A 19,454-nucleotide genomic window follows, 5' to 3' on the forward strand; every position below is an offset into this window, starting at 1 on the left:
TGTTTCGGATTCCGATAGGGTCGGCGCGATCAACGAGATGAGAGTGGCATGGTGAAGCGGTTGGTGGCGGTGGCGGTCGCGTGCGCGGTGATCGCCGTTATCGGGGTGCTGGCGTTCGCGGAGCCGGGCGCGTCGTCCGGCGAGGTGCGGCTGACCCGGCAGACGGACGGGTCGATGGTCCTGGCGGACCGGTCGAGCCAGGCTCCCGTGCTCGACCTGTACGAAGACTTCGACTGTCCCGTGTGCAAGCAGATGCACGACGCCGTGGACGGCATGCTTCAGCGCCTGGCGAGGGAGGGCAAGGTGAAGATCGTTTTCCATCCGGTGACGATCTTCAGGGCCGAGCCCATGCGCTCCAACTCCATCCGCGCCGCCGCGGCCGCCCGCTGTGTTCCCGCGGACAACTGGCTGGCCTTCAGGGACCAGCTGTACGCCATGCAGCCCGCGCCGCACGGCGTGGCCTCAGGGTTCACCGTCGAGGAGCTGGCCGGAGCGGCCAGGAAGGCGGGCGCGGTGGTGGACGAGTGCATCCGGTCGCAGGCGTACGCGAAGGCGCACCTGGAGCAGACGGCGAAGGCGGGCATCCGGGGCACGCCGACCGTGCTGCTCGACGGCCGGATGCTCGGCAACGAGGTGTTCGACGCGGCCGCGCTCGAACGCGCCATCACCGGCGGTGACGGCGTCGTCGTGTGACGCCCCGCACGACACGGGTGTCCACTCGGTGAGACCCGCGTGCCAGATGGTGAATCCGTATGGCAGACTGGTGAGCATCATGTTCTACGGTCTGCTCATTATCGGCAGGCGCGCTGGCTGACAAAGGACACCGCCAGCGCGCAGACCTCTCACGTCCGTGAGGGGTCTTTTTGTTTTCCAGAAAAGACCACACCCAGCGCGAGCCTTCCGGAGAGAAGAGATCACCCATGGCCGACGACCGCTTCCACGTATACGACACGACGCTGCGTGACGGCGCGCAACAGGAGGGGCTCAACCTCACCGTCGCCGACAAGATCGCAGTCGCGCGGCAGCTGGACGGCCTGGGCGTGGGTTTCATCGAAGGGGGCTGGCCGGGCGCCAATCCCAAGGACACAGAGTTCTTCAGGCAGGCTCGAACAGAGCTCGACCTGAAACACGCGCAACTAGCCGCGTTCGGCGCGACCCGCCGGCCCGGTGTGAAGGCAGCCGACGACCCCTTGGTGGCCGCTTTGCGCGAATCCGCCGCGCCGGTCGTGACCCTTGTCGCCAAGAGCCACGACCGGCACGTGGAGCTGGCCCTCCGCACGACTCTCCAGGAGAACCTCGCGATGATCCGCGACACGGTCTCTCACCTTCGTGCGGAGGGACAGCGAGTCTTCCTCGACGCCGAGCACTTCTTCGACGGTTACACGTCCAACCCAGCCTACGCGCTGGAGGTCATCAGGACCGCCGCCGAAGCCGGTGCCGACGTCATCGCCCTGTGCGACACCAACGGCGGCATGCTCCCCGACGAGCTCGCCGAGATCGTTCACGAAGCCGTCCAGACCAGCGCCCGCGTCGGCATCCACTGCCACGACGACACGGGCTGCGCCGTCGCCAACACCCTGGCCGCGGTCAAGGCCGGCGCCACCCACGTGCAGGGCTGCGCCAACGGCTACGGCGAGCGCTCCGGCAACGCCAACCTCTTCACCGTCGTGGCCAACCTCCAGCTCAAACGAGGCTTCGACCTGGTGCCGCGGGAGGCGCTGGCCGACATGACCCGCATCGCCCACGCGATCACCGAGGTCACCAACGTCACGCCCAACTCCCACGCCCCCTACGTCGGCACGTCCGCCTTCGCCCACAAGGCGGGCCTGCACGCCAGCGCCATCAAGGTCGACCCCAACCTCTACCAGCACATCGACCCCGCCGCCGTCGGCAACGACATGCGCATGCTCGTCTCCGACATGGCGGGCCGGGCCTCGGTCGAGCTCAAGGGCAGGGAGCTGGGCTACGAGCTGACCCCCGACACCACCAAGACCCTCGTCGAGCGGGTCAAGGACCTCGAGTCCAAGGGCTTCACGTTCGAGGCCGCCGACGCGTCGTTCGAGCTGCTGCTGCGCGACACCCTGCACGGCTCCCGCAGGCGGCACTTCGAGGTCGAGTCCTGGCGCGTCATCGTCGAGCGCACGAAGGGCGGAGAGCTGGTCAGCGAGGCCACCGTCAAACTGCACGCCAAGGGTGAGCGCATCGTCGCCACCGGCGAGGGCAACGGCCCCGTCAACGCCCTCGACAAGGCGGTGCGCCTGGGCCTGGAGCAGCTCTACCCCGAGCTGGCGAAGCTGGAGCTGGTCGACTACAAGGTCCGCATCCTCGAAGGCACCCACGGCACCGACGCCATCACGCGGGTCCTCATCACCTCCAGCGACGAGACCTCCGAATGGGCCACGGTCGGGGTGGCCGAGAACATCATCGACGCCTCGTGGCAGGCTCTGGAGCAGGCGGTGACGTACGGCCTGCTCCGCGCGGGCCGGGACGTCTCCTGACGTGACCGACCGGCGCAGGGGGCCCGAAGCCCCCTGCGCCCGTCGCTAGAGCAGGCCGGAGGGGAACGACACGCCCTCGACCGTGACCTTCCCGCCGGAGCACGACACCTTCGGCGAGTCGGTGCCCGGCACGATCACCGTCAGCAGCGACCTGGCCGACGGCGAGACCACGACGTTCGTGCGCTTCTTCGACAGGTACGTCGGCGAGACCCAGCCCAGCTTTCCGCCGCGTTCCACCTTCTGCCCGCCGACCCGGTCGCACGACGACAGCTGCAGCAGCGTGACCTTGAAGTCCCCGTCGCCCAGCACCACCTTGCCGCCGCCCTTCGAGACCAGCTTCAGCGACGGGTCGAAGCGCCACACGTTCCTGACCTTCTTGCCGCCGGAGGCGGTGTCCAGCACCGCCATCAGGTCGTCGCCGTGGTTCACCAGCACCGACCTGGTGCGGCTCGCGCCGTACGCCTTGTCGGTCAGCCGGAACGCCTGCCGCCCCTTGCCGTAGGACGTCTTGGCGAGCTTGCTCGGCGTGCGGGGCCGGAACGTGCCGCCCGCCACCGTGGGCACGTTGTGCGCCTCGGGGGAGAGCGTCCAGTAGCGGTACGCGCTCTTCTCGTACGAGTGGAAACCGCCGTCCACCAGGATGTCGCGCCCCTTCGCGTAGTACGTCACGCCCAGGTGGTCCTCGTGGCCGTGGTACTTCATGCCGGGCCCGAACCGGATCGAGTAGTACGCCGACTCCTTCTCGCCCCAGGCCGTGCGGCCGAACACGTACCCGGCGCGGTAGGTCCTGACCTCCTGCTCCGGCGTCCCCGTCTCCATCTTCGGCTCGGTGTCGGCGCTGCCGTCGCCGATGGGCACCATGTAGCCGTTGGGCATGGTCGCGTGGGCGACGAAGTCCTTCAGCGCCTCGGCCCGCCTGGTGATCTCACCGGGCACCTTCCGCTTGCACGCCTTCATGCCGGTCATCGCGACCTGGAGCCGGCCGTACACGTAGACCGCGTAGCGCGGGGCCTGCTCCATGAGCGCGCCCTGGCTGTCGACGTCGAGCTTCACCGTGCCGGTCAGCCGGCGGGAGGCCAGGTTCGCCCAGTCCGTGCGGCCGTACCTGCAGCCGATCCCGAGGAGCGCGATGTCCTGGTCGATGCCGTGGTTGTGGCCCTTCTTGTACAGCCGGGGGTCCGACAGGAGCTTGGCGTGGTCGGCCAGGCTGTCCTTCAGCCAGCCGGCGTTGACGTGCCGGCTGAGGCACAGCAGCGGCTGCGTGCGCAGCGAGACGGGATGGTCCTTCCACACGTACGGCTTGGTGCCGCGCGCCCCTCGCTTGTTCTTCGCCACCCAGTCCTTGGTGATCTCGGTGGCACGATCCAGGTAGCGTTGCTCGCCGGTGTTCTCGTACTCGACGACCAGCGTGCCCATCCAGCGCAGCGACTGGAACACGTACTCCCACGAGCGGTTCCCGTAGGGGCTGGCCGACCAGTCGACCTTCTTGCCGATCTTGTACGCCGGCAACCCGACCAGCGAGATCTCGCCTTTCATGACGTCGTTGGCCGTGGGCGTGCCGGGCAGCCAGTCGCCTTGGCACTCCGCGGTGCGGGTCACCTTGTCGGTCTGAGCGCCGGCCTGGAGATGCGCCTGAGCGCCGGCCTGAGCGGGACCGGCTAACCCGCCGAGGGTGAGCGTGAGGGCAAGAGGTAACGCAAACCGGCGCACGCCAGTTCCTTCCGGGACAGACAAATGAGGGCGGCACATGCTTTCGCCCTCGCGATCACCGGGTCAAGCCGAGTGTCCGATTCGTTAGCCGCTCGATGTGGCGCCGGTGCTCCGGCTGGCGGAGCCGGCGCGGGGGAGGAGATGCTGGAGCCGTGAGATTCGACGACCTGGTGATCCCCGACACGCCCGCCTGCCGCGGCGCGCTCGAAGTGGCCATGCGCTACCACACGCCCTCGCTGCTCAACCACTCGATCCGCGCCTACCTGTTCGCCGCCGCCCACGGGCAGGCGCACTCCATCGCCTTCGACGCCGAGCTGCTGTACGTCGCGGCCATGCTGCACGACATCGGCCTGGTCGCCGGGTACGACAGCCACACGGTGCCGTACGAAGAGGCGGGCGGGCACGTGGCCTGGGCCTTCTGCGCGGGCGCCGGCTGGTCGCCGGAGCGCAGGGATCGCGCGGCCGAGGTGATCATCCGGCACATGTGGGCCGAGGTGCCGGTGGAGGACGACCCGGAGGGCCACCTGCTGGAGCTCTCGACCGGCATGGACATCTCGGGCCGGCGCACCGACGAGATCCCCGAGAAGGTGCGCGCCGAGGTGCTGGCGCGCCATCCGCGGCTGGAGATCGCCAAGGAGTTCGGTGCGTGCATCGCCGACCAGGGCGCGCGCAAGCCGTCGAGCTTCGCCGGCGGGCTCGTCCGCGACGGCATCATCGACCGCATCGCGCGCAACCCGCTCGACGCCTGAGAGCGCTCAGCCCTTCGGGCCGGCGCTCTCCGCCACCTCGAACGACCACAGCTCCGAGCCGGTCGCCGCGGGGCCCTGCCCGTGGCCGTGGCCCTGCCCCTGCGCGGCCTGGGCGTGCCCGCGCTGGAACGCCCGGCCCTGCTGCCAGTTCTGGAAGTCCTCCTCGCTGCGCCAGCGGGTGTAGACGAGATAGCGCTCGGTGCCCTCCACCGGCCTGAGCAACTCGAACCACTCGAACCCGTCGGCCGACTCCACCATCCCGGCCCGCTTCGAGAACCGTTGTTCCAGCTCCGTACGCATGTCGGCGGGCACGGTCAGCACGTTGATCTTCACGACGGACACCACAGAACCCCTCTCGTCAGCGCACCACCCGGTGCGGCGAAGGTGAGGGCTCCAGGCTAACGCGGGCGATCGCCGGCACCTGATCCCGCTCCAGCGCGTCGCGCACATGCCGCAGCACCACCGTGGACAGGTGCCGGCTGAGCTCGTACAGCGGGGCCGACTCGTCGGCGACCACGCGCAGCCGTACGGAGGGGCTGCCGCGCGCGTCCACGAGGTCGGCGCGGGCGCTCAGCACGGACGGGCCCGACACGACGTCGTCGGCCACCGCCTGAGCCATGCCGCCGGGCGACACCTCGGTCACCCCGGTCGGCCCCGACTCGACGCGCAGCGGGCCGTGCGGCTCCCCGCGCGCCTGCGCGAGCAGCCACCACAGCGCCGGCAGCGCGACGGCCAGCGCCACGAGCGCGACGGCCCACCAGACCCACGGGCTGGTACGCGCGAAGAACCCGCGCACGCCGTCGTCGACGATCGGAGTGCCGGCCGTGCCGAACGCGCCCAGGCCGCGGGCCAGCGCGAGACCGCCCAGTACCGTCAGCACCAGCCCGACCAGCGCCAGCCCCCACCGGTTGCCCCGGCCGACGTTCGCGCTCATCTCGGCTCCTTGACGTTCACGACCACCCGGTACGGCTCCACGGGCTCCAGCGCCGCGAGCCGGGTCAGCACGGCGTCGCGCACCTCCTCGCCGAAACGTTCCTTGTCCCACCCGGACGTGGCCGCCGTGACGACGACCGTGTGCCCACGCCTCCTGGCGCGCGCCGCGTGCACGCCGGGCACCTCCTCGGCCGCGTGGGCGAGGGCCCTGGTGACGGTCCTGGTCCGCAGGCCGATGATCAGACCGGGGTCGCCGCTGCGCGCGGGCACCATGCTCGGCCGCCCCGGCACCAGCGCGACGGCCAGCAGGGCCAGCCCGAGCAGCGTCACCACGGCCGAGGAGAGCAGGAACAGCGGATTCGACCACAACGTCGCGGACGCCCACGAGAGCATCCCGTCATAGGGCACCAGGCGCAGCGGCCGGCCGACGAGCCCCGAGATCGTCTCGGCGGCGACGAGCAGGCCGAGGAGCGTCAGCAGGACGCTCACCACGATGGCGGGGATTCTGCGCTGAGGCCGGAACGCCCGCACCGCCGCCCTGTCAGCCGCCCTGTCAGCCGCCCTGTCACCTGTTCTGGCCCGCCTCGGCGGGCCGGCCCGGTGCGCGCCTCCCTCGTCGTCGGGAGGTACGGTGCACATCTCCTGAGTCGTCATCGCGGTTCACCGCCCAGATCGGTCACGATCACGTCGAGGCGGCCGACCTCCAGCCCGGTCTGGACGGCGACGCGCCGGCTCACGTGCTCCCGCAGCCGGGCGGCCACCACACGGAGCGGCGCCGGGTAGGCGACACCCACGTGCAGGCGGATGGTGGCCCGGCCGCCCCGCACCTCGGCGCTCGACGAACGCCGCCAGGGCGCGGCCTTCCCGCCCGGCGTACTTCCCCGTCCCGCGCCGGCGTCCGGGTGGCGGCTCCACGGCGCGGTCCTGGAGTGCACCTCGCGCACTTCAGGAACCTCCGCGGCCGCCAGACACGCGATCTTGAGCACCACCTGGCCGGCGACCTCGGTGCGGCCCCGCCCCTCCGGCGGCGGTGGCGGAGGACGGCGCTGGGCGGGCACCGTCACGGTGGCCGCGCCCTCCGCCGGCGTGACGTCGGTCATCTCCGCCTCGTGGACAGGCTCGACAGGTTCACCTCGCCGGTCTCGACGACCCGGCCGACGACGAAACCGGCCGCGCCGAGCACGAGGACGAGCAGGAACGCGGTCAGCCCGCCGAACGCCGCCGTCAGGCCGAGGATGATGCCGACGGCCAGGCCGACCAGCGTCGGCCAGTGGGCGTTGTTCATGGTTCCTCCACGATGTCGTCGATACGCACGTTCACCCGGCGGCCGCCGGCCAGATCCGTCACGGCCTGCCGTACCTCGTCGGCGGTCTCCGGCAGCGGGCGGTCCATCCTGGCGACGATGGCGATCTGCACCTCACGGTCGTTGACCGACACGCCTAGGAGCCGTTCGCCCGGCATGTACGTGGCCACCGTCCCGAACGGCCCTCCGGACAGCCGGATCACGCCGGAACACGCCCGCACCCGCTGAGCGATCACCCCCGCCTCGCCGCCCCCGTCCCGATCGCCGCCATCCGCCCCGCCCCCGGCCTCCCCAGTACGGGCTGACCCGGCACCGGCCGATCCGGCAGCGGCAGCCCCAGCAATGACCGGCCCGGGACCGACCGGCCCGGGACCGACCGGCCCGGCATCGGCCGGCTCGGCGCCGGCTCGGTGGCCGGGGCCGGTGGCGGTGACGGGCTTCCCCGGGCGGCGTCTCGGGCCGTCGTCGGGGCCGCGCGTGGGGCCGTCCTCCGGCGTGGTCATTGAACCCTGGGTTCCTGGTCCGTGTCCCGCTGCTCGCTGGTGTCCCGGTCCCTGCCCCGCTCCTGGCCGGGCAGGTGGACGTCGTCGACGCGGATGTTGACCTCGGTCACCTCCAGCCCGCACATCCGCTCGATCGCCGCGATCACGTTGCGCCGCACGGCCGCGGCCAGGTCCGGGATCGCGGTGCCGTACTCGGCCACCAGGTCCAGGTCCACCGCGGCCTGCCGTTCGCCGACCTCGACCGACACGCCCTGGGACACGCTGACGTCCCCGCCGACGATCCCCTTCATGCTGCCGAGGGCCCGCGCCGCGCCCGCGCCCATGGCGTGCACGCCGGACACCTCGCGTGCCGCGAGTCCGGCGATCTTGGCGACCACCCCGTCGTCGATGCTCGTAGTGCCCTTGTCGGTGACCAATGAGGTGGCCGAGCCGCCCTCATGAGCCCGCGCCCGTGGTACGGCACCCGTTCCTGTGTTTGACACCGTGTCCATCTGTCGCCCCCCGATGTGTCGCTATTGGGGGCAGCTAACCCACAACACTCGGCCGATACCTATCAAAACGGACTTTTGGCCTATTTGACGGCGAATCCTGGCCTGTGCCTGGTGGCGGACGGCCGGGATGGGCGGACTCCACCGGCGGCGGCGATAGCCTTGTCGGGTGCGTATAGCGAGGTTCTCCACAGGCGAAGGCGTGTCGTTCGGCGTGGTCGAAGGCGGTCCGGGCGAGGAGTTCGTCTCCATGGTCGCCGGCCACCCGTTCGGCCAGGTGCAGTTCACCGGAGAGCGGTTCCCGCTGTCCCAGGTGAAGCTGCTGGCCCCGATGCTGCCGAGCAAGGTGGTCGCCATCGGCAGAAACTACGCCGAGCACGCGGCTGAGCTGGGCAACCAGGTGCCCGATGAGCCGCTCATCTTCATGAAGCCGTCCACCTCCGTGATCGGCCACGGCGAGGACATCGCCTACCCGACGACGCTGTCCGACCGCGTCGACTACGAAGGCGAACTGGCCGTGGTGATCGGCCGGCTCTGCCGCGAGGTGCCGGTCGATCGGGTCAAGGACGTCATCTTCGGCTACACGTGCGCCAACGACGTCACCGCCCGTGACCTGCAGAAGAAGGACGTGCAGTTCACCAGGGCCAAGGGCTTCGACACGTTCTGCCCGCTCGGGCCGTGGATCCAGACCGACCTCGACGCGGCCGACCTCGCGCTGACGACCACGGTCAACGGCGAGATCCGGCAGAGCGGGCGCACCAGCCAGCTCATCCACGACATCCCGGCGCTGGTGGCCTACGTCAGCGCGGTCATGACGCTGATCCCCGGCGACGTCATCCTGACCGGCACCCCGGCCGGCGTCGGCCCGCTCGAGATCGGCGACGAGGTCAGCGTCGGCATCGAAGGCATCGGCACACTCACGAACAAGGTGGTCTCCCGTGACTGACGTACGGGTGCGGTTCGCCCCTTCCCCTACCGGCATGTTCCACGTGGGCAGTGCCCGCGCCGCGCTGTTCAACTGGGCGCTCGCCGAACGCGCCCAGGGGCGGTTCATCCTGCGCATCGAGGACACCGACGCCTCCCGCAACCGGCCCGAGTGGACCGAGGGCATCATCGCGGCGCTCGACTGGATCGGCATCAACGGCACCAACCCGGTGTTCGAGGGCCCCTACTTCCAGTCGGCCTACCAGCCGCAGCACCGCGAGGCGGTGGCCAAGCTGCTGGCCGACGGCAAGGCCTACTACTGCGACTGCACCCGCGAGCAGGTGCAGGAGCGCACCGGCTCACAGGACAAGGGCTATGACGGCTACTGCCGCGAGCGCGGGCTCTCCGCCGGCGCGGTCCGCTTCCGCACCCCCGACGAGGGCGTCACGGTGGTCGACGACCTCGTCAGGGGCAGGGTCGAGTTCCCCAACAAGGCCCAGGAAGACTTCGTGATCGCGCGCAGCGACGGTTCGCCCCTCTACGTGCTGGCCAACGCCGTCGACGACATCACGCAGTCCATCACCCACGTCGCCCGCGGCGAGGAGCACCTGCCCAACGCGGCCCGGCAGGAGCTGTTGTGGCCCGCGCTCGGCGCGACGCCGCCGGTCTGGGCGCACCTGCCGGTCATCGTCAACGAGCAGCGGAAGAAGCTCTCCAAGCGCCGCGACAAGGTGGCCCTGGAGGATTACCGCCAGGAGGGCTACCTCGCCGAGGCCATGGTCAACTACCTCATGCTGCTCGGCTGGGGCCCGGGGGACGACCGCGAGATCATGCCGTGGTCGGAGATGGTGCAGCTGTTCAGGCTGGAGGACGTCAACCCGTCCAACGCGTTCTTCGACGAGAAGAAGCTGCGGGCGTTCAACGGCGAATACATCCGGGCGCTGCCGCTGGAGGTCTTCGAGGAGCGCTGCGGGCCCTTCCTCGACCCGTCGTGGGACCGCGAGCTGTTCAGCAAGGTCGCCGCGCTGGCTCAGACCCGCATCGCGGTGTTGTCGGAGATCCGGCAGAACGTCGACTTCCTCTTCCTCGAAGAGCCGGTCTTCGACCAGGCGTCCTGGGACAAGGCGATGAAGAACTCCCCGCTGGAGATCCTCACCGGCTACCTCGACCGCCTCGAGTCGGTGAGCTGGGACCCCGAGTCGCTGAAGCAGGCGCTGGAGGAGGTCGGCGCGGCCGTCGGGCTCAAGCTGGGCAAGGCCCAGGCTCCCGTACGCGTGGCGATCACGGGCCGGACGGTGGGCCTGCCGCTGTTCGAGTCGATCGAGGTGCTCGGCCGCGCGCGCAGCCAGGAGCGCCTGCGCGCCGCGCTGGCGCGCCTGCGAGGCTGACGGCGGCCCTGACGGATCCGGCGGCCATGTCGGCGGTCGCACTCCGATGACGCCGCCCGCGCGGCTCGGGGTGCGGAGCCGGCACGCGCAGTGGGCCGCCGCGACGGTCGGGCCCACTGCGCGCCGCGGCTAGACGAGCCCGCGGCGGGCGAGCAGCGGCTGGATGCTCGGCTCGCGGCCGCGGAAGTTGCCGAACGCGGTCAGCGGGTCGATGCTCCCGCCCCTGGAGAGCAGCTCACGGCGGAAGTGGTCGCCGTTCGCCCTGGTGAGCCCGCCGTTCTCCTTGAACCACTCCACGCTCTCCGCGTCGAGCACCTCGCTCCAGATGTAGGAGTAGTAGCCGGCGCTGTAGCCTCCGGCGAAGATGTGCGCGAAGTAGTTCGTACGGTAACGCGGCCTGATCTGCCGCATGGCGACCCCGGCGGCCTCCAGGGCGGCGGCCTCGAACGCCTCGGGGTCGTCGACCGTCTCTCCGGGCGACAGCTTGTGCCAGGCCCAGTCGAGCAGCGTGGCGGCCAGATATTCGACGGTCTTGAAGCCCTGGTTGAACGTCGACGCGGCCGTCAGCTTCTCCACCAGCTCCGCCGGCATGGGCTCGCCCGTCTCGTGATGCTTGGCGTAGTTGGCCAGGACCTCGGGCCAGGTCACCCACATCTCGTTGACCTGCGACGGATATTCCACGAAGTCGCGGGGGACGCTGGTGCCGGACACGCGCGGGTAGCGCACATGGGAGAACAGCCCGTGCAGCGCGTGGCCGAACTCGTGGAAGGCCGTGTTGACCTCGTCGTACGTCAGCAGCGTCGGCCCCGAGGCGGGCTTGGTGACGTTGAGGTTGTTCATCACCACGGGCAGCTGCCCGAACAGGAACGACTGGTCGACCAGGTTGTTCATCCACGCGCCGCCGCGCTTGCCCGCCCTCGCGTACGGGTCGAGCGCGAACAACCCCAGCCGGCCGCCGTCCTCGTCGAACACCTCGAAGACGGTCACGTCGGGGTGGTAGCCGCTCAGGTCGGGCCGCTCGGTGAAGGTGACCCCGTACAGCTTGCCGGCGGCGAAGAAGATGCCGTCGCGATAGACCCGGTCGAGCTCGAAGTAGGGCCGCATCGCGGCGCCGTCGAAGTCGTAGCGGGCCTGGCGGACCTTCTCCGAGTAGTACGACCAGTCCCACGGTTCGATCGCGAACCCGGCCTGCTCGGCCAGCGCCTCCGCCTCCTTGTACGCGTTGCGCACGGCCGGGCCGACGAGCTGGCCGAGCATCTCCTCGACCGCCTCGACGGTCTTGGCGGTCTGGTCGGCCACCGTGTAGGCGGCGTGGTTGGGGAAGCCGAGCAGCGCCGCCCGCTCGGCGCGCAGCGCCGCCATCCTGGCGGCCCGGTCGAAGTTGCCCGGCGCCCGGCCCACGCTCAGCTCGTAGAGCCTGCGGCGTACGTCACGGTTGGTGAGCTGGGCGAGGCCCGGCTGGTTGGTGAAGTTCAGCAGCGGCAGGGCGTACGTGCCGTCGTCCTTGCGCAGCGACTCGATCTTCGCCTCGTCGAGGCCGTCGAGCTCCTTGCGGTCCGTCACCACGAGCGCCGACTCGGTCGACGCCTTCAGCAGGCTCTGCGCGAACTCCGTGGAGAGCTTCGACAACTCCTCGTTGAGCTCGCGCAGCCGGCCCTGCTCGGTCTCCGACAGGTCGGCGCCGGCCCTGATGAAGTCGTCGCGGTATTTCTCCAGCAGCCAGGACTCCTCCGGGTCGTCCGTGGCCACCCGCTTGATACGCGCCCACAACGCCCGGTTGAGCCGGATCGCGTCGCTGTGCCTGGTCAGCTGAGGGGAGATCTGCTTCTCGATCTCCATGATGCCGTCGGTGGAGTTGGAGGAGGCGATGCTGGAGAAGGCCGTGGCCGTGCGATCGAGGATCCGCCCCGATCGTTCGAGTGCGGCGATCGTGTTGTCGAAGGTCGGCGGCTCGGGGTTGTCGGCGATCGCGTCGACCTCGGCCAGTTGCTCGGCCATGCCGCGCTCGAAAGCGGGAACGTAGTGCTCCTCGCGGATGTCCGCGAACGGCGGCAGCTGGTAGGGCAGATCACTAGGGGCGAAGAACGGATTCTCGGCCAACGCTCGGGCTCCTCCACGTGGTGTTTTGTCCCCTTCAGCTTGGCATGACCGGACCGGTGCCGCAGGCAGCGGAGGACGGGTTGGCCGTTCGTTTTGGTCTTAGGCCTCCGGCTGGGCTATTCTTTCGGACATCGCCGAAGCGCGCCCGGGAGGGTTCGCCCCGGTGGGGTATGGTGTAATTGGCAGCACGACTGATTCTGGTTCAGTTAGTCTAGGTTCGAGTCCTGGTACCCCAGCATTTGATGGACGCCTCTCGTGGAGGCGTCCTTTTTTATTTCGCCAGCCGGTGCAGAATTTCGCTGATCTGCTGATACGCCTTGGCGGTCGGCGCGTGCGAGGTGTTCACCGTGAAGACCTTGAACGTGTTCTTCGGCGTAGCGGCGTCCGCCTCCCTGATCATCCGGTCCTGCAGGGCGATCGGGATCATCCGGTCACGCGAGTGCCTGATGTAGACCCGGGGCACCCGCCCCCACCTGCCCTTGTGCCCCCGGGCGTCGGCGTTCGGCACCTGCAGGGACTCGTCGGGCAGCAGCGCGTTCAGCATCGCGAGAAACTCGCCGTCGCTTGCCTCTGCCATGAACGCCGCCTTGACGCCGTCCAGGAACTTCTTGTCGTTCGAGCGCCAGTTGACGCGGATCGCCTTGATCACCCGGGGGTCGGCGATCACGCCCGGCACGATGTTTCCTGACAGGCTCGGCTTGCCCTCGGGCGTCTCCAGATACTCGGCCGGCGACTTCAGGTTGGTGCAGCAGTAGGCCGTGTCGTAGACGAGCCGGTCGATCAGGTCGGGCACCTCGTCCGCCGCCTTCGTGATCGCCGCGCCGCCCAGGCTGCCGCCGACCAGGATCACCGGCCCGTACTGGGAGACCCTGCACACGGTGTTCACCGTGGCCTCGACGTAGTCGTCCAGCGTCACGCCCGCCACCGGCGACGGCATCGTGGCCAGCTTGTTCATGTCCTGTGGCGTCTGGTAGGCGCGGGTGAACTGCTCGGAAGGGCCGTGCCCGGGCAGGCTCACGCCCACGGAACGGTGGCCGCGCATCGTCAGCTCTGCATCGGCCGCGGCCGTGCCGTTCGCGCCGGTCACGAAGACGTACGTGGTCACCTCCTTACGCTTGGGCGCGACCCTGGCGCCGGCCGCCGCGGTGGCGGCGCTCGCGCCCGCGACCGCGGCGAACTGGAACATCGTGCGTCTGCTCGGATTGCTCATTAGATGCCTCCAAGGAGACCCCCGCCTTCAGACGGGAGAGGAATCAGACTCCTGCGGAGCAGGACAGGGGTAGCCGATTCGCCGTCAGGCGAACCGGCGTCAAACCGCCGCACGACACCGCACGGTTCGGTAATGTGTTCGACGGTGGCGATAACCAAGCCACCGGACGAACGATCAGAGGCACCCTCGCCGCAGGGCTTGCGGAGAGGTGAAACGCCTGTGGAGCTGGTGTAAGACCTCAACGAGAGTTCCCTTTCTCGGGCGGGCGACCGGCGGTGAAGCAGGAAAGCCAGTCGGCGACGGCTGGAATCCCGGTCCTTGAGAGGGCCGGGAGGATGTCAAGAAACGATGCTCTCGGAGGGCGCCGGGCCCGCACATCGCCCGCCAGGCTCGACGTGCGGTCGACGTCCGGCATCCACCGATCGGTTGATGTCGTGCCAGGCTTGACCCATGAGCCGGCTCGACGGGCGTGAGCGCTGGGTCTATCTGGCGCTCGCCTACGCACTGCTCGCGGTCTCCGCGATCGCGGCCGCCGTCATGGGCGGCGACGGCCCCGCCCCGGCGCGGTGGCCGGGCTGGCCCGTGCTCGTGCCGGCCGCCGCGGTGTGGCTGGCGCCGATCGCCTGGCTCCATTCGCGCCGCGACACACACCGCGCGCTCGTCGTGGGCCATTTCCTGGTACTCATCGCCCTCGCGGGGGCGCTGGCCGCCGAGCACGCGGCCTTCACGGTGTTCGCCTCGGTCGGCTACCCGCTCGCCATCGGAATGCTGCCCGCCCGGCTCGTCATGCTGGGCGTGACGGTGACCGCCGTGGTCAGCCTGGCCGCCCAGGCGAGCCCGGGAGCCCGTGCCTCACTGCTCAGCGTGATCGCCGCCGTGGCCCTGCCGCTGGCCCTGGCTGGCTGGTACGTCTCCGCCGAACACGACAAACGCCGCCGGCTGGTCGAGCGGCTGCGCGCCGCCATGGACGAGAACGCCGAGCTGAACGCCCGCCTGCTCGACCAGGCCAGGAGCGCCGGCGTGCTGGACGAGCGGCACCGCATGGCCGGCGAGATCCACGACACGGTCGCCCAGGACCTCGTCGCGCTGATGGGCCAGATCCACGCCGCCGCCCGCGTCTGCGACGGCCCGGCCCGCCGCCACCTCGACCAGGCCGCCGAGCTGGCCCGCCGCAGCCTGTCCGAGGCCCGCAGGTCCGTACGCGCGCTGCGCCCCGAGCCGCTGGAGGACTCCCGGCTGCCCGAGGCCGTCGACCGCATGGCCCGATCCTGGTCCGAGTCGTCGGGCGTCGGCCTCGCCGTGGAGATCACCGGCACCCCGGTCGCGCTGGCCGCCGACGTGGAGGCGGCGCTGTTCCGCATCGCCCAGGAGGCGCTGGCCAACGTCGCCAAGCACGCACGCGCCACCAGAACGGCCCTCACGCTCTCCTACACCGACGAATCCGTGCTTCTCGACGTTCGGGACGATGGAGCCGGCTTCGACCCGCAGACGCCCGCTGACGGGTTCGGGCTCGACGGCATGCGCCAGCGGGTACGCGGCGTGGGCGGCACGCTGGCGGTCGAGTCCGAGCCTGGCCAGGGCACGGCCGTCGCCGTGTCCGTGCCCGCCATCCCGCCGGCCGGGCAGGATGATCCACGTTGACGGCGGACGACGACCTCACGAAGGGAACGCGATGCGGCTGAGGCTGCTGATAGCCGACGACCATCCGATCGTGCGCGACGGCCTGCGTGCGGCACTCGGCGGCGAGCCCGACATGGAGGTCGTCGGAGAGGCGGCCGACGGGGCACAAGCCGTGCGCCTGGCCGCCGAGCTCCGGCCTGACGTCGTCCTCATGGATCTGCGCATGCCCGGCATGGACGGCGTCAGCGCCATCCGCGAGCTCTCCGGCACCGGGCCGCGGGTGCTGGTGCTCACCACGTTCGACACCGACGTGCTGCCCGCCCTCGAAGCCGGAGCCAGCGGCTACCTGCTGAAGGACGCCCCGCCCGACGAGCTGGCCCGAGCCGTCCGCGCCACCCACGAGGGCGAGACCGTGCTCGCGCCCTCCGTGGCCGGGCGTCTGGCCAGCGACCTGCGCAGGCCCACCCGGGGCCGGCTGAGCAAGCGCGAACTAGAGGTGCTGCGCCTGGTGGCCGGGGGAGCGACGAACAAGCAGGCGGCGGCCGAGCTGTTCATCAGCGAGGCCAGCGTCAAGACCCATCTGCTGCACGTCTACGCCAAGCTCGACGTCCGCGACCGCGCCTCCGCCGTCGCCGAGGCCTACCGCCGCGGGCTGCTCAGCGGCTGACGGACCAGCCGTCGGGATGGCGACGCGGCATCTGACGGCCGAGGGGGTGGTCAGGAGCCGCTGAGGCGCCACCTCACGGCCGCGAGCGGGATCGGATGCCAATGAGGCGCCAAGCTGGCGCGGTAGAGTCGCCCGGCTTATGGAGGAATTTCGGATTCGCGCGGGCAGTTTCCCGCGCTTCGTCGCCCCGTTCGCCGCGCTCCTCGTGCTCTTCTTCGTCGTCATCCTGCTGCTCGGCGCCATCTTCACCGGCAGCACCCTGCTGGGCATCGCCATCGGTGCCCTGGCCACCGGCGGCCTGCTCGCCGTCCTCGCCGCCAAACACCGCCGCATGAGCTCGGGCACCGTCGTCCGCTTCACCGCGGACGGCGTCGAACTGACCGACTCGCTCGGCTTCCGCGTGCACCTCCGCTGGGCCGGCATCACCCGGATCGACGTCGTCGACACCCAGCTCGCCAACCCCAGGAGAGTCGGCCGGCCGGGTGGGGTGCGGGTGCGCGCCCAGGCGCTGCGCTCGGTGGGACTCATCGGCTGGGGCGAGCGCACGGTCCCGCCCCGGATCCCCGGCTGGATGCGCGACCGGCTGTCCCGCGTCCCCGTTGACCCGGCGACGGGCCGTCCCGAGGTGACGATCCCGCTCGGCGAGTTCGACACGCTGTGGCAGCGCGGCCGGATGGGCGACTGGGTCCGCCACTACAGGCCCGATCTGATGGGCCGCTAAGTGGTTTGGTTGTGGTCTCCGGGGTGCGGTAGAGTTACGCGCGTTGCCGGGGAAGCCCGGCACATCATCTTGTGGACAGGGTCCCGTCGTCTAGTGGCCCAGGACGCCGCCCTCTCAAGGCGGTAGCGCCGGTTCGAATCCGGTCGGGACTACCACTGTCACAAGCCAGCGAAGGTCCCGTCGTCTAGTGGCCCAGGACGCCGCCCTCTCAAGGCGGTAGCGCCGGTTCGAATCCGGTCGGGACTACGTCTGCATCACCGCTCCGGCGCGATTCCGCTCCGGAGTTTTTCCTTTTCCGCCGGGGTTTCCGCTTCCGGGTTTCATCCAGAACCGCACGTCGGCGCCCTCCGGGACGGGCACGTCGCGGGTGAGGCCGATGCCGGCCCACATTCTGTCCCGCATGGTTTCCGCTTCCGGGGTTCTTCGCCGGTCGCCGCTTCCGGAATTCTTCTCCGGTCGCCGGCTCCGGGGTTCTTCGCCGGTCGCCTGCTCCCACGCGATCGGCCCACAGCGCGCACGTCACGGCGCCCGGCCCCGCGAACCGCAGGAGCGTTCCCCTGGACGGGGGCCGGCCCCGTGCGGCGGGTGGGGGCGGCCGCCGTCAGCGTAAAGGGTGGGACGAGCCCGGCCACGCACGGTGCCGCACGTGGGACCAGCCCGGCCACGCACGGTGCCGCAGCCTGATCGTCCAGCGGCACCGCGCAACGGAAGACCACGCGCGGTGCCGCGCCGGGAACGATGGCCGGCCACGTGTGCCGCACGACCGGGAAGACCCGCGCCGCCGATCGCGGCACGCGCGGATGGCGAAGGCTCGCGCCGCATCGACCAGAAGGCCCGCGCCGCCGATCGCGAAACGCGCTGCGGACGGCGAGGGCCCGGGTGGTCAGGTCACAGGGAGCGGGCCTTGAAGAGCGCGCGCCGCGCGGCCTTGGCCACCTGCTTGTCCGGATGCACCTGCGAGATCAGATCCAGCAGCTCCTCCACGTGCGCGTGCGGGATCTTCCAGATCACCTCCAGCAGGTTGCCGACCATGTCGGGGCCGATGTCCTGCAGGCTGCTCACGAACTCCGACCGGCCCAGCCCGGCCGAGATGGTCCACATGTCGAGGATCAGCCAGTGCGTGTCGTCCTGCGTCGGCTCGGGCGCCCCTTCGACCTCCAGCTGGCTGAGGTGGGTGGCCGCGTAGGGGCGCAGCGTGGGCTGCTTGAGCGCCTCCCGCCAGGCCGGGATGGCGGCCTCGCCCAGGGTGCCGACCACGCTGGCCGCCTGCACCCTGATCAGCGCGTCGCTCTCGTCCTCGCCCGCGGCCTCCAGCAGCTCCTCGGCGGCCTTGCCCGGCTCGCGCAGGGCCATCCAGGCGGCGAACTCGGTGTCGGCCTCGTCCTCGGGCAGCTCGGCGCTGAGCGCCAGCAGCTCGTGGGCGCTCATGGACTCGATCGCCGGTCTGGCGTCGACCTCGATGTCGGCGTCGTCGACCAGGTGGACGACCCCCTCGGTGCCGAGCGGCGTGAGCCTGACGGTCCTGCCGTCGACTTCGACCATGCCGTAGCCGATCAGCCAGTCGATCGCGGGCGCGAGCGGGTCGCCCGCCGCCTCCCACGCGTCCGATCCGAGCTCGTCGAGGTCGGCTGCGGCCTCCGCCAGCTCCTGGCTCAGCTCGTCGAGGTCACGTGAGCCGCCCGCCAGCAGGAGCCTGACCAGCAGGCCGCGGGTCAGGCCCGCCAGCGCCATCGTGAGATCGTCGTCGTCGAGCTCGGGGTCGCCGTAGTCGACCGAGTGCAGCCCGAGCATCCAGGCGTCGAGCACGTCCTCGTCGTCGTCGAACGGCCACTCCGACGTGTCGTCCTGGACCGCCACCGTGTTGGCGTCGCCCGGCTCGAGGAACTCCAGATCGACGGCCAGGTTCCAGATGTTCCACAGGTAGGGGACGGCCTCGGCGACCGGGCCCTCGGTCTCCGGCCTGGGCAGCCCGACGGCCGCCAGCGCCTCCTCCACCTCGGCGTCGCTGAGCAGGGTGTCCTCGCCCACGCGCCGGCCCGAGCCCACCCATACGGCCAGGTCGCGGGCCTTGGCGATGAGCGGCGCCTCGCGGGCGGCCTCGGCCAGCTCGGTGTCGGGCCGCAGCCTGATCGTGTCGAGCTCGGCCAGCTCGTCGGCGAACATCTCGAAGTCGCCGAGGTCGCCGGTCTCCTCGTCGTCCTCGCCGTCGGTGTCGTCGATCAGCTCCTCCATCAGGTCGACGAACTCGTCTTCGACGTCGTCGAGCTCGGCCTGCAGATCGGCGAGGGAGTCGGAGCCCTTGGCGAGCCTGCCGGTCTGCGAGAGGAACGTGAGGTACGCGTCCACGGCCGGGAGCATCCCGTCGGCGGCGGCGTCGGGATCCTCCACGACCTTGGGCATGCGGTCGAGCAGCAGGTTACGCAGGTCGGCGCGCTTCCACGTGCCGAGGTCCTGCGAGAAGGCGAGACGGTGCCAGAGTGCGGCAGGCCCCACGAGCTCGGGGTCGCTTCCGGGCGCGTTCGCACGCGCCCACATGATGAACTCTTCGAGCAGGGGTCGCAGCTCAGTGGCGGCTACCTCGATGCGATCTGTCACGCACTCAGGCTAGTGCGCCCGCGAGGCTGTCGGCCCCAGAAATAC

General features: G+C 70.5%; 19 protein-coding genes and 3 tRNA genes. 11 read left to right on the forward strand and 11 right to left on the reverse strand.

Features of this window, described 5'->3' with window-relative positions:
- The first annotated feature begins 48 nt into the window (after positions 1-48).
- Positions 49-693, forward strand: a complete 645-nt coding sequence (locus ABGA98_RS13050) for a thioredoxin domain-containing protein (protein WP_347618504.1) — start codon at positions 49-51, stop codon at positions 691-693.
- 227 nt (positions 694-920) lie between these two features.
- Complete coding sequence (cimA, locus tag ABGA98_RS13055; protein WP_347618505.1) at positions 921-2,498, forward strand: citramalate synthase; 1,578 nt, start codon at positions 921-923, stop codon at positions 2,496-2,498.
- A gap of 45 nt (positions 2,499-2,543) precedes the next feature.
- Here cimA and ABGA98_RS13060 read toward each other — a convergent pair whose 3' ends face one another.
- Complete coding sequence (locus tag ABGA98_RS13060; RefSeq protein ID WP_347618506.1) at positions 2,544-4,208, reverse strand: heparinase II/III family protein; 1,665 nt, start codon at positions 4,206-4,208, stop codon at positions 2,544-2,546.
- A 152-nt stretch (positions 4,209-4,360) separates the two neighbouring features.
- On the opposite strand from ABGA98_RS13060, the gene ABGA98_RS13065 reads away from it, so the two are divergent.
- Complete coding sequence (locus tag ABGA98_RS13065; RefSeq protein WP_347618507.1) at positions 4,361-4,957, forward strand: HD domain-containing protein; 597 nt, start codon at positions 4,361-4,363, stop codon at positions 4,955-4,957.
- Between the two features lie 6 nt (positions 4,958-4,963).
- On the opposite strand, the gene ABGA98_RS13070 is transcribed toward ABGA98_RS13065, so the two are convergent.
- Genes ABGA98_RS13070 through ABGA98_RS13100 form a run of 7 tightly spaced genes read right to left on the reverse strand, consistent with a single transcriptional unit; the run spans position 4,964 to position 8,178 of the window.
- On the reverse strand, positions 4,964-5,299 hold the full coding sequence (locus ABGA98_RS13070; protein WP_347618508.1) for an antibiotic biosynthesis monooxygenase: 336 nt from the start codon (positions 5,297-5,299) through the stop codon (positions 4,964-4,966).
- 16 nt (positions 5,300-5,315) lie between these two features.
- Positions 5,316-5,891 carry a hypothetical protein gene (locus ABGA98_RS13075; RefSeq protein WP_347618509.1) on the reverse strand — a complete coding sequence of 192 codons (576 nt, stop codon included), beginning with the start codon at positions 5,889-5,891 and terminating at the stop codon, positions 5,316-5,318.
- A complete protein-coding gene (locus ABGA98_RS13080) occupies positions 5,888-6,544 on the reverse strand; it encodes a DUF6286 domain-containing protein (RefSeq protein ID WP_347618510.1) in 657 nt (218 codons plus the stop codon). The genes ABGA98_RS13075 and ABGA98_RS13080 overlap by 4 nt, the downstream gene beginning before the upstream one ends.
- Entirely contained in the window at positions 6,541-6,990 is a 450-nt protein-coding gene (locus ABGA98_RS13085; protein ID WP_347618511.1) for a hypothetical protein, read from the reverse strand. Before ABGA98_RS13085 ends, ABGA98_RS13080 begins: the two co-directional genes overlap by 4 nt.
- Positions 6,987-7,175, reverse strand: a complete 189-nt coding sequence (locus ABGA98_RS13090) for a DUF2273 domain-containing protein (RefSeq protein WP_347618512.1) — start codon at positions 7,173-7,175, stop codon at positions 6,987-6,989. The genes ABGA98_RS13085 and ABGA98_RS13090 overlap by 4 nt, the downstream gene beginning before the upstream one ends.
- Complete coding sequence (locus ABGA98_RS13095) at positions 7,172-7,696, reverse strand: hypothetical protein (RefSeq protein WP_347618513.1); 525 nt, start codon at positions 7,694-7,696, stop codon at positions 7,172-7,174. Before ABGA98_RS13095 ends, ABGA98_RS13090 begins: the two co-directional genes overlap by 4 nt.
- Positions 7,693-8,178: an Asp23/Gls24 family envelope stress response protein gene (locus tag ABGA98_RS13100; protein WP_347618514.1), complete on the reverse strand. Its 486-nt coding sequence runs from the start codon at positions 8,176-8,178 to the stop codon at positions 7,693-7,695. The genes ABGA98_RS13095 and ABGA98_RS13100 overlap by 4 nt, the downstream gene beginning before the upstream one ends.
- A gap of 175 nt (positions 8,179-8,353) precedes the next feature.
- Between ABGA98_RS13100 and ABGA98_RS13105 the strand changes: the two genes are divergently transcribed.
- Complete coding sequence (locus ABGA98_RS13105) at positions 8,354-9,130, forward strand: fumarylacetoacetate hydrolase family protein (protein WP_347618515.1); 777 nt, start codon at positions 8,354-8,356, stop codon at positions 9,128-9,130.
- 34 nt (positions 9,131-9,164) lie between these two features.
- Complete coding sequence (gene gltX, locus ABGA98_RS13110; RefSeq protein WP_347618864.1) at positions 9,165-10,496, forward strand: glutamate--tRNA ligase; 1,332 nt, start codon at positions 9,165-9,167, stop codon at positions 10,494-10,496.
- A 129-nt stretch (positions 10,497-10,625) separates the two neighbouring features.
- Here the strand turns inward: gltX and ABGA98_RS13115 are convergent, their stop codons facing one another.
- A complete protein-coding gene (locus ABGA98_RS13115; RefSeq protein WP_347618516.1) occupies positions 10,626-12,596 on the reverse strand; it encodes a M3 family metallopeptidase in 1,971 nt (656 codons plus the stop codon).
- A 164-nt stretch (positions 12,597-12,760) separates the two neighbouring features.
- Here ABGA98_RS13115 and ABGA98_RS13120 point away from each other — a divergent pair.
- Positions 12,761-12,832: transfer RNA gene (locus tag ABGA98_RS13120), tRNA-Gln, on the forward strand.
- Between the two features lie 35 nt (positions 12,833-12,867).
- Here ABGA98_RS13120 and ABGA98_RS13125 read toward each other — a convergent pair.
- Entirely contained in the window at positions 12,868-13,806 is a 939-nt protein-coding gene (locus ABGA98_RS13125; RefSeq protein ID WP_347618517.1) for an alpha/beta hydrolase, read from the reverse strand.
- Between the two features lie 450 nt (positions 13,807-14,256).
- Here ABGA98_RS13125 and ABGA98_RS13130 point away from each other — a divergent pair, with 450 nt between their 5' ends.
- From ABGA98_RS13130 to ABGA98_RS13150, 5 genes are all read left to right on the forward strand, one after another.
- On the forward strand, positions 14,257-15,447 hold the full coding sequence (locus ABGA98_RS13130; RefSeq protein WP_347618518.1) for a sensor histidine kinase: 1,191 nt from the start codon (positions 14,257-14,259) through the stop codon (positions 15,445-15,447).
- A 31-nt stretch (positions 15,448-15,478) separates the two neighbouring features.
- Positions 15,479-16,093 (forward strand): response regulator transcription factor, encoded by a 615-nt coding sequence (locus ABGA98_RS13135; RefSeq protein WP_347618519.1) that lies wholly within the window; start codon positions 15,479-15,481, stop codon positions 16,091-16,093.
- A gap of 139 nt (positions 16,094-16,232) precedes the next feature.
- Complete coding sequence (locus ABGA98_RS13140; RefSeq protein ID WP_347618520.1) at positions 16,233-16,814, forward strand: hypothetical protein; 582 nt, start codon at positions 16,233-16,235, stop codon at positions 16,812-16,814.
- A 79-nt stretch (positions 16,815-16,893) separates the two neighbouring features.
- Positions 16,894-16,969 (forward strand) — tRNA-Glu (locus ABGA98_RS13145).
- Between the two features lie 18 nt (positions 16,970-16,987).
- A tRNA-Glu gene (locus ABGA98_RS13150) sits at positions 16,988-17,060 on the forward strand.
- Between the two features lie 642 nt (positions 17,061-17,702).
- Here ABGA98_RS13150 and ABGA98_RS13155 read toward each other — a convergent pair.
- The gene (locus ABGA98_RS13155; RefSeq protein ID WP_347618521.1) at positions 17,703-19,409 is read right to left on the reverse strand and encodes a hypothetical protein; all 1,707 of its coding nucleotides are present in this window, start codon (positions 19,407-19,409) and stop codon (positions 17,703-17,705) included.
- Positions 19,410-19,454 lie beyond the last annotated feature (45 nt).

The sequence above is a fragment of the Nonomuraea sp. B1E8 genome (assembly GCF_039871515.1).
Lineage (GTDB): Bacteria > Actinomycetota > Actinomycetes > Streptosporangiales > Streptosporangiaceae > Nonomuraea.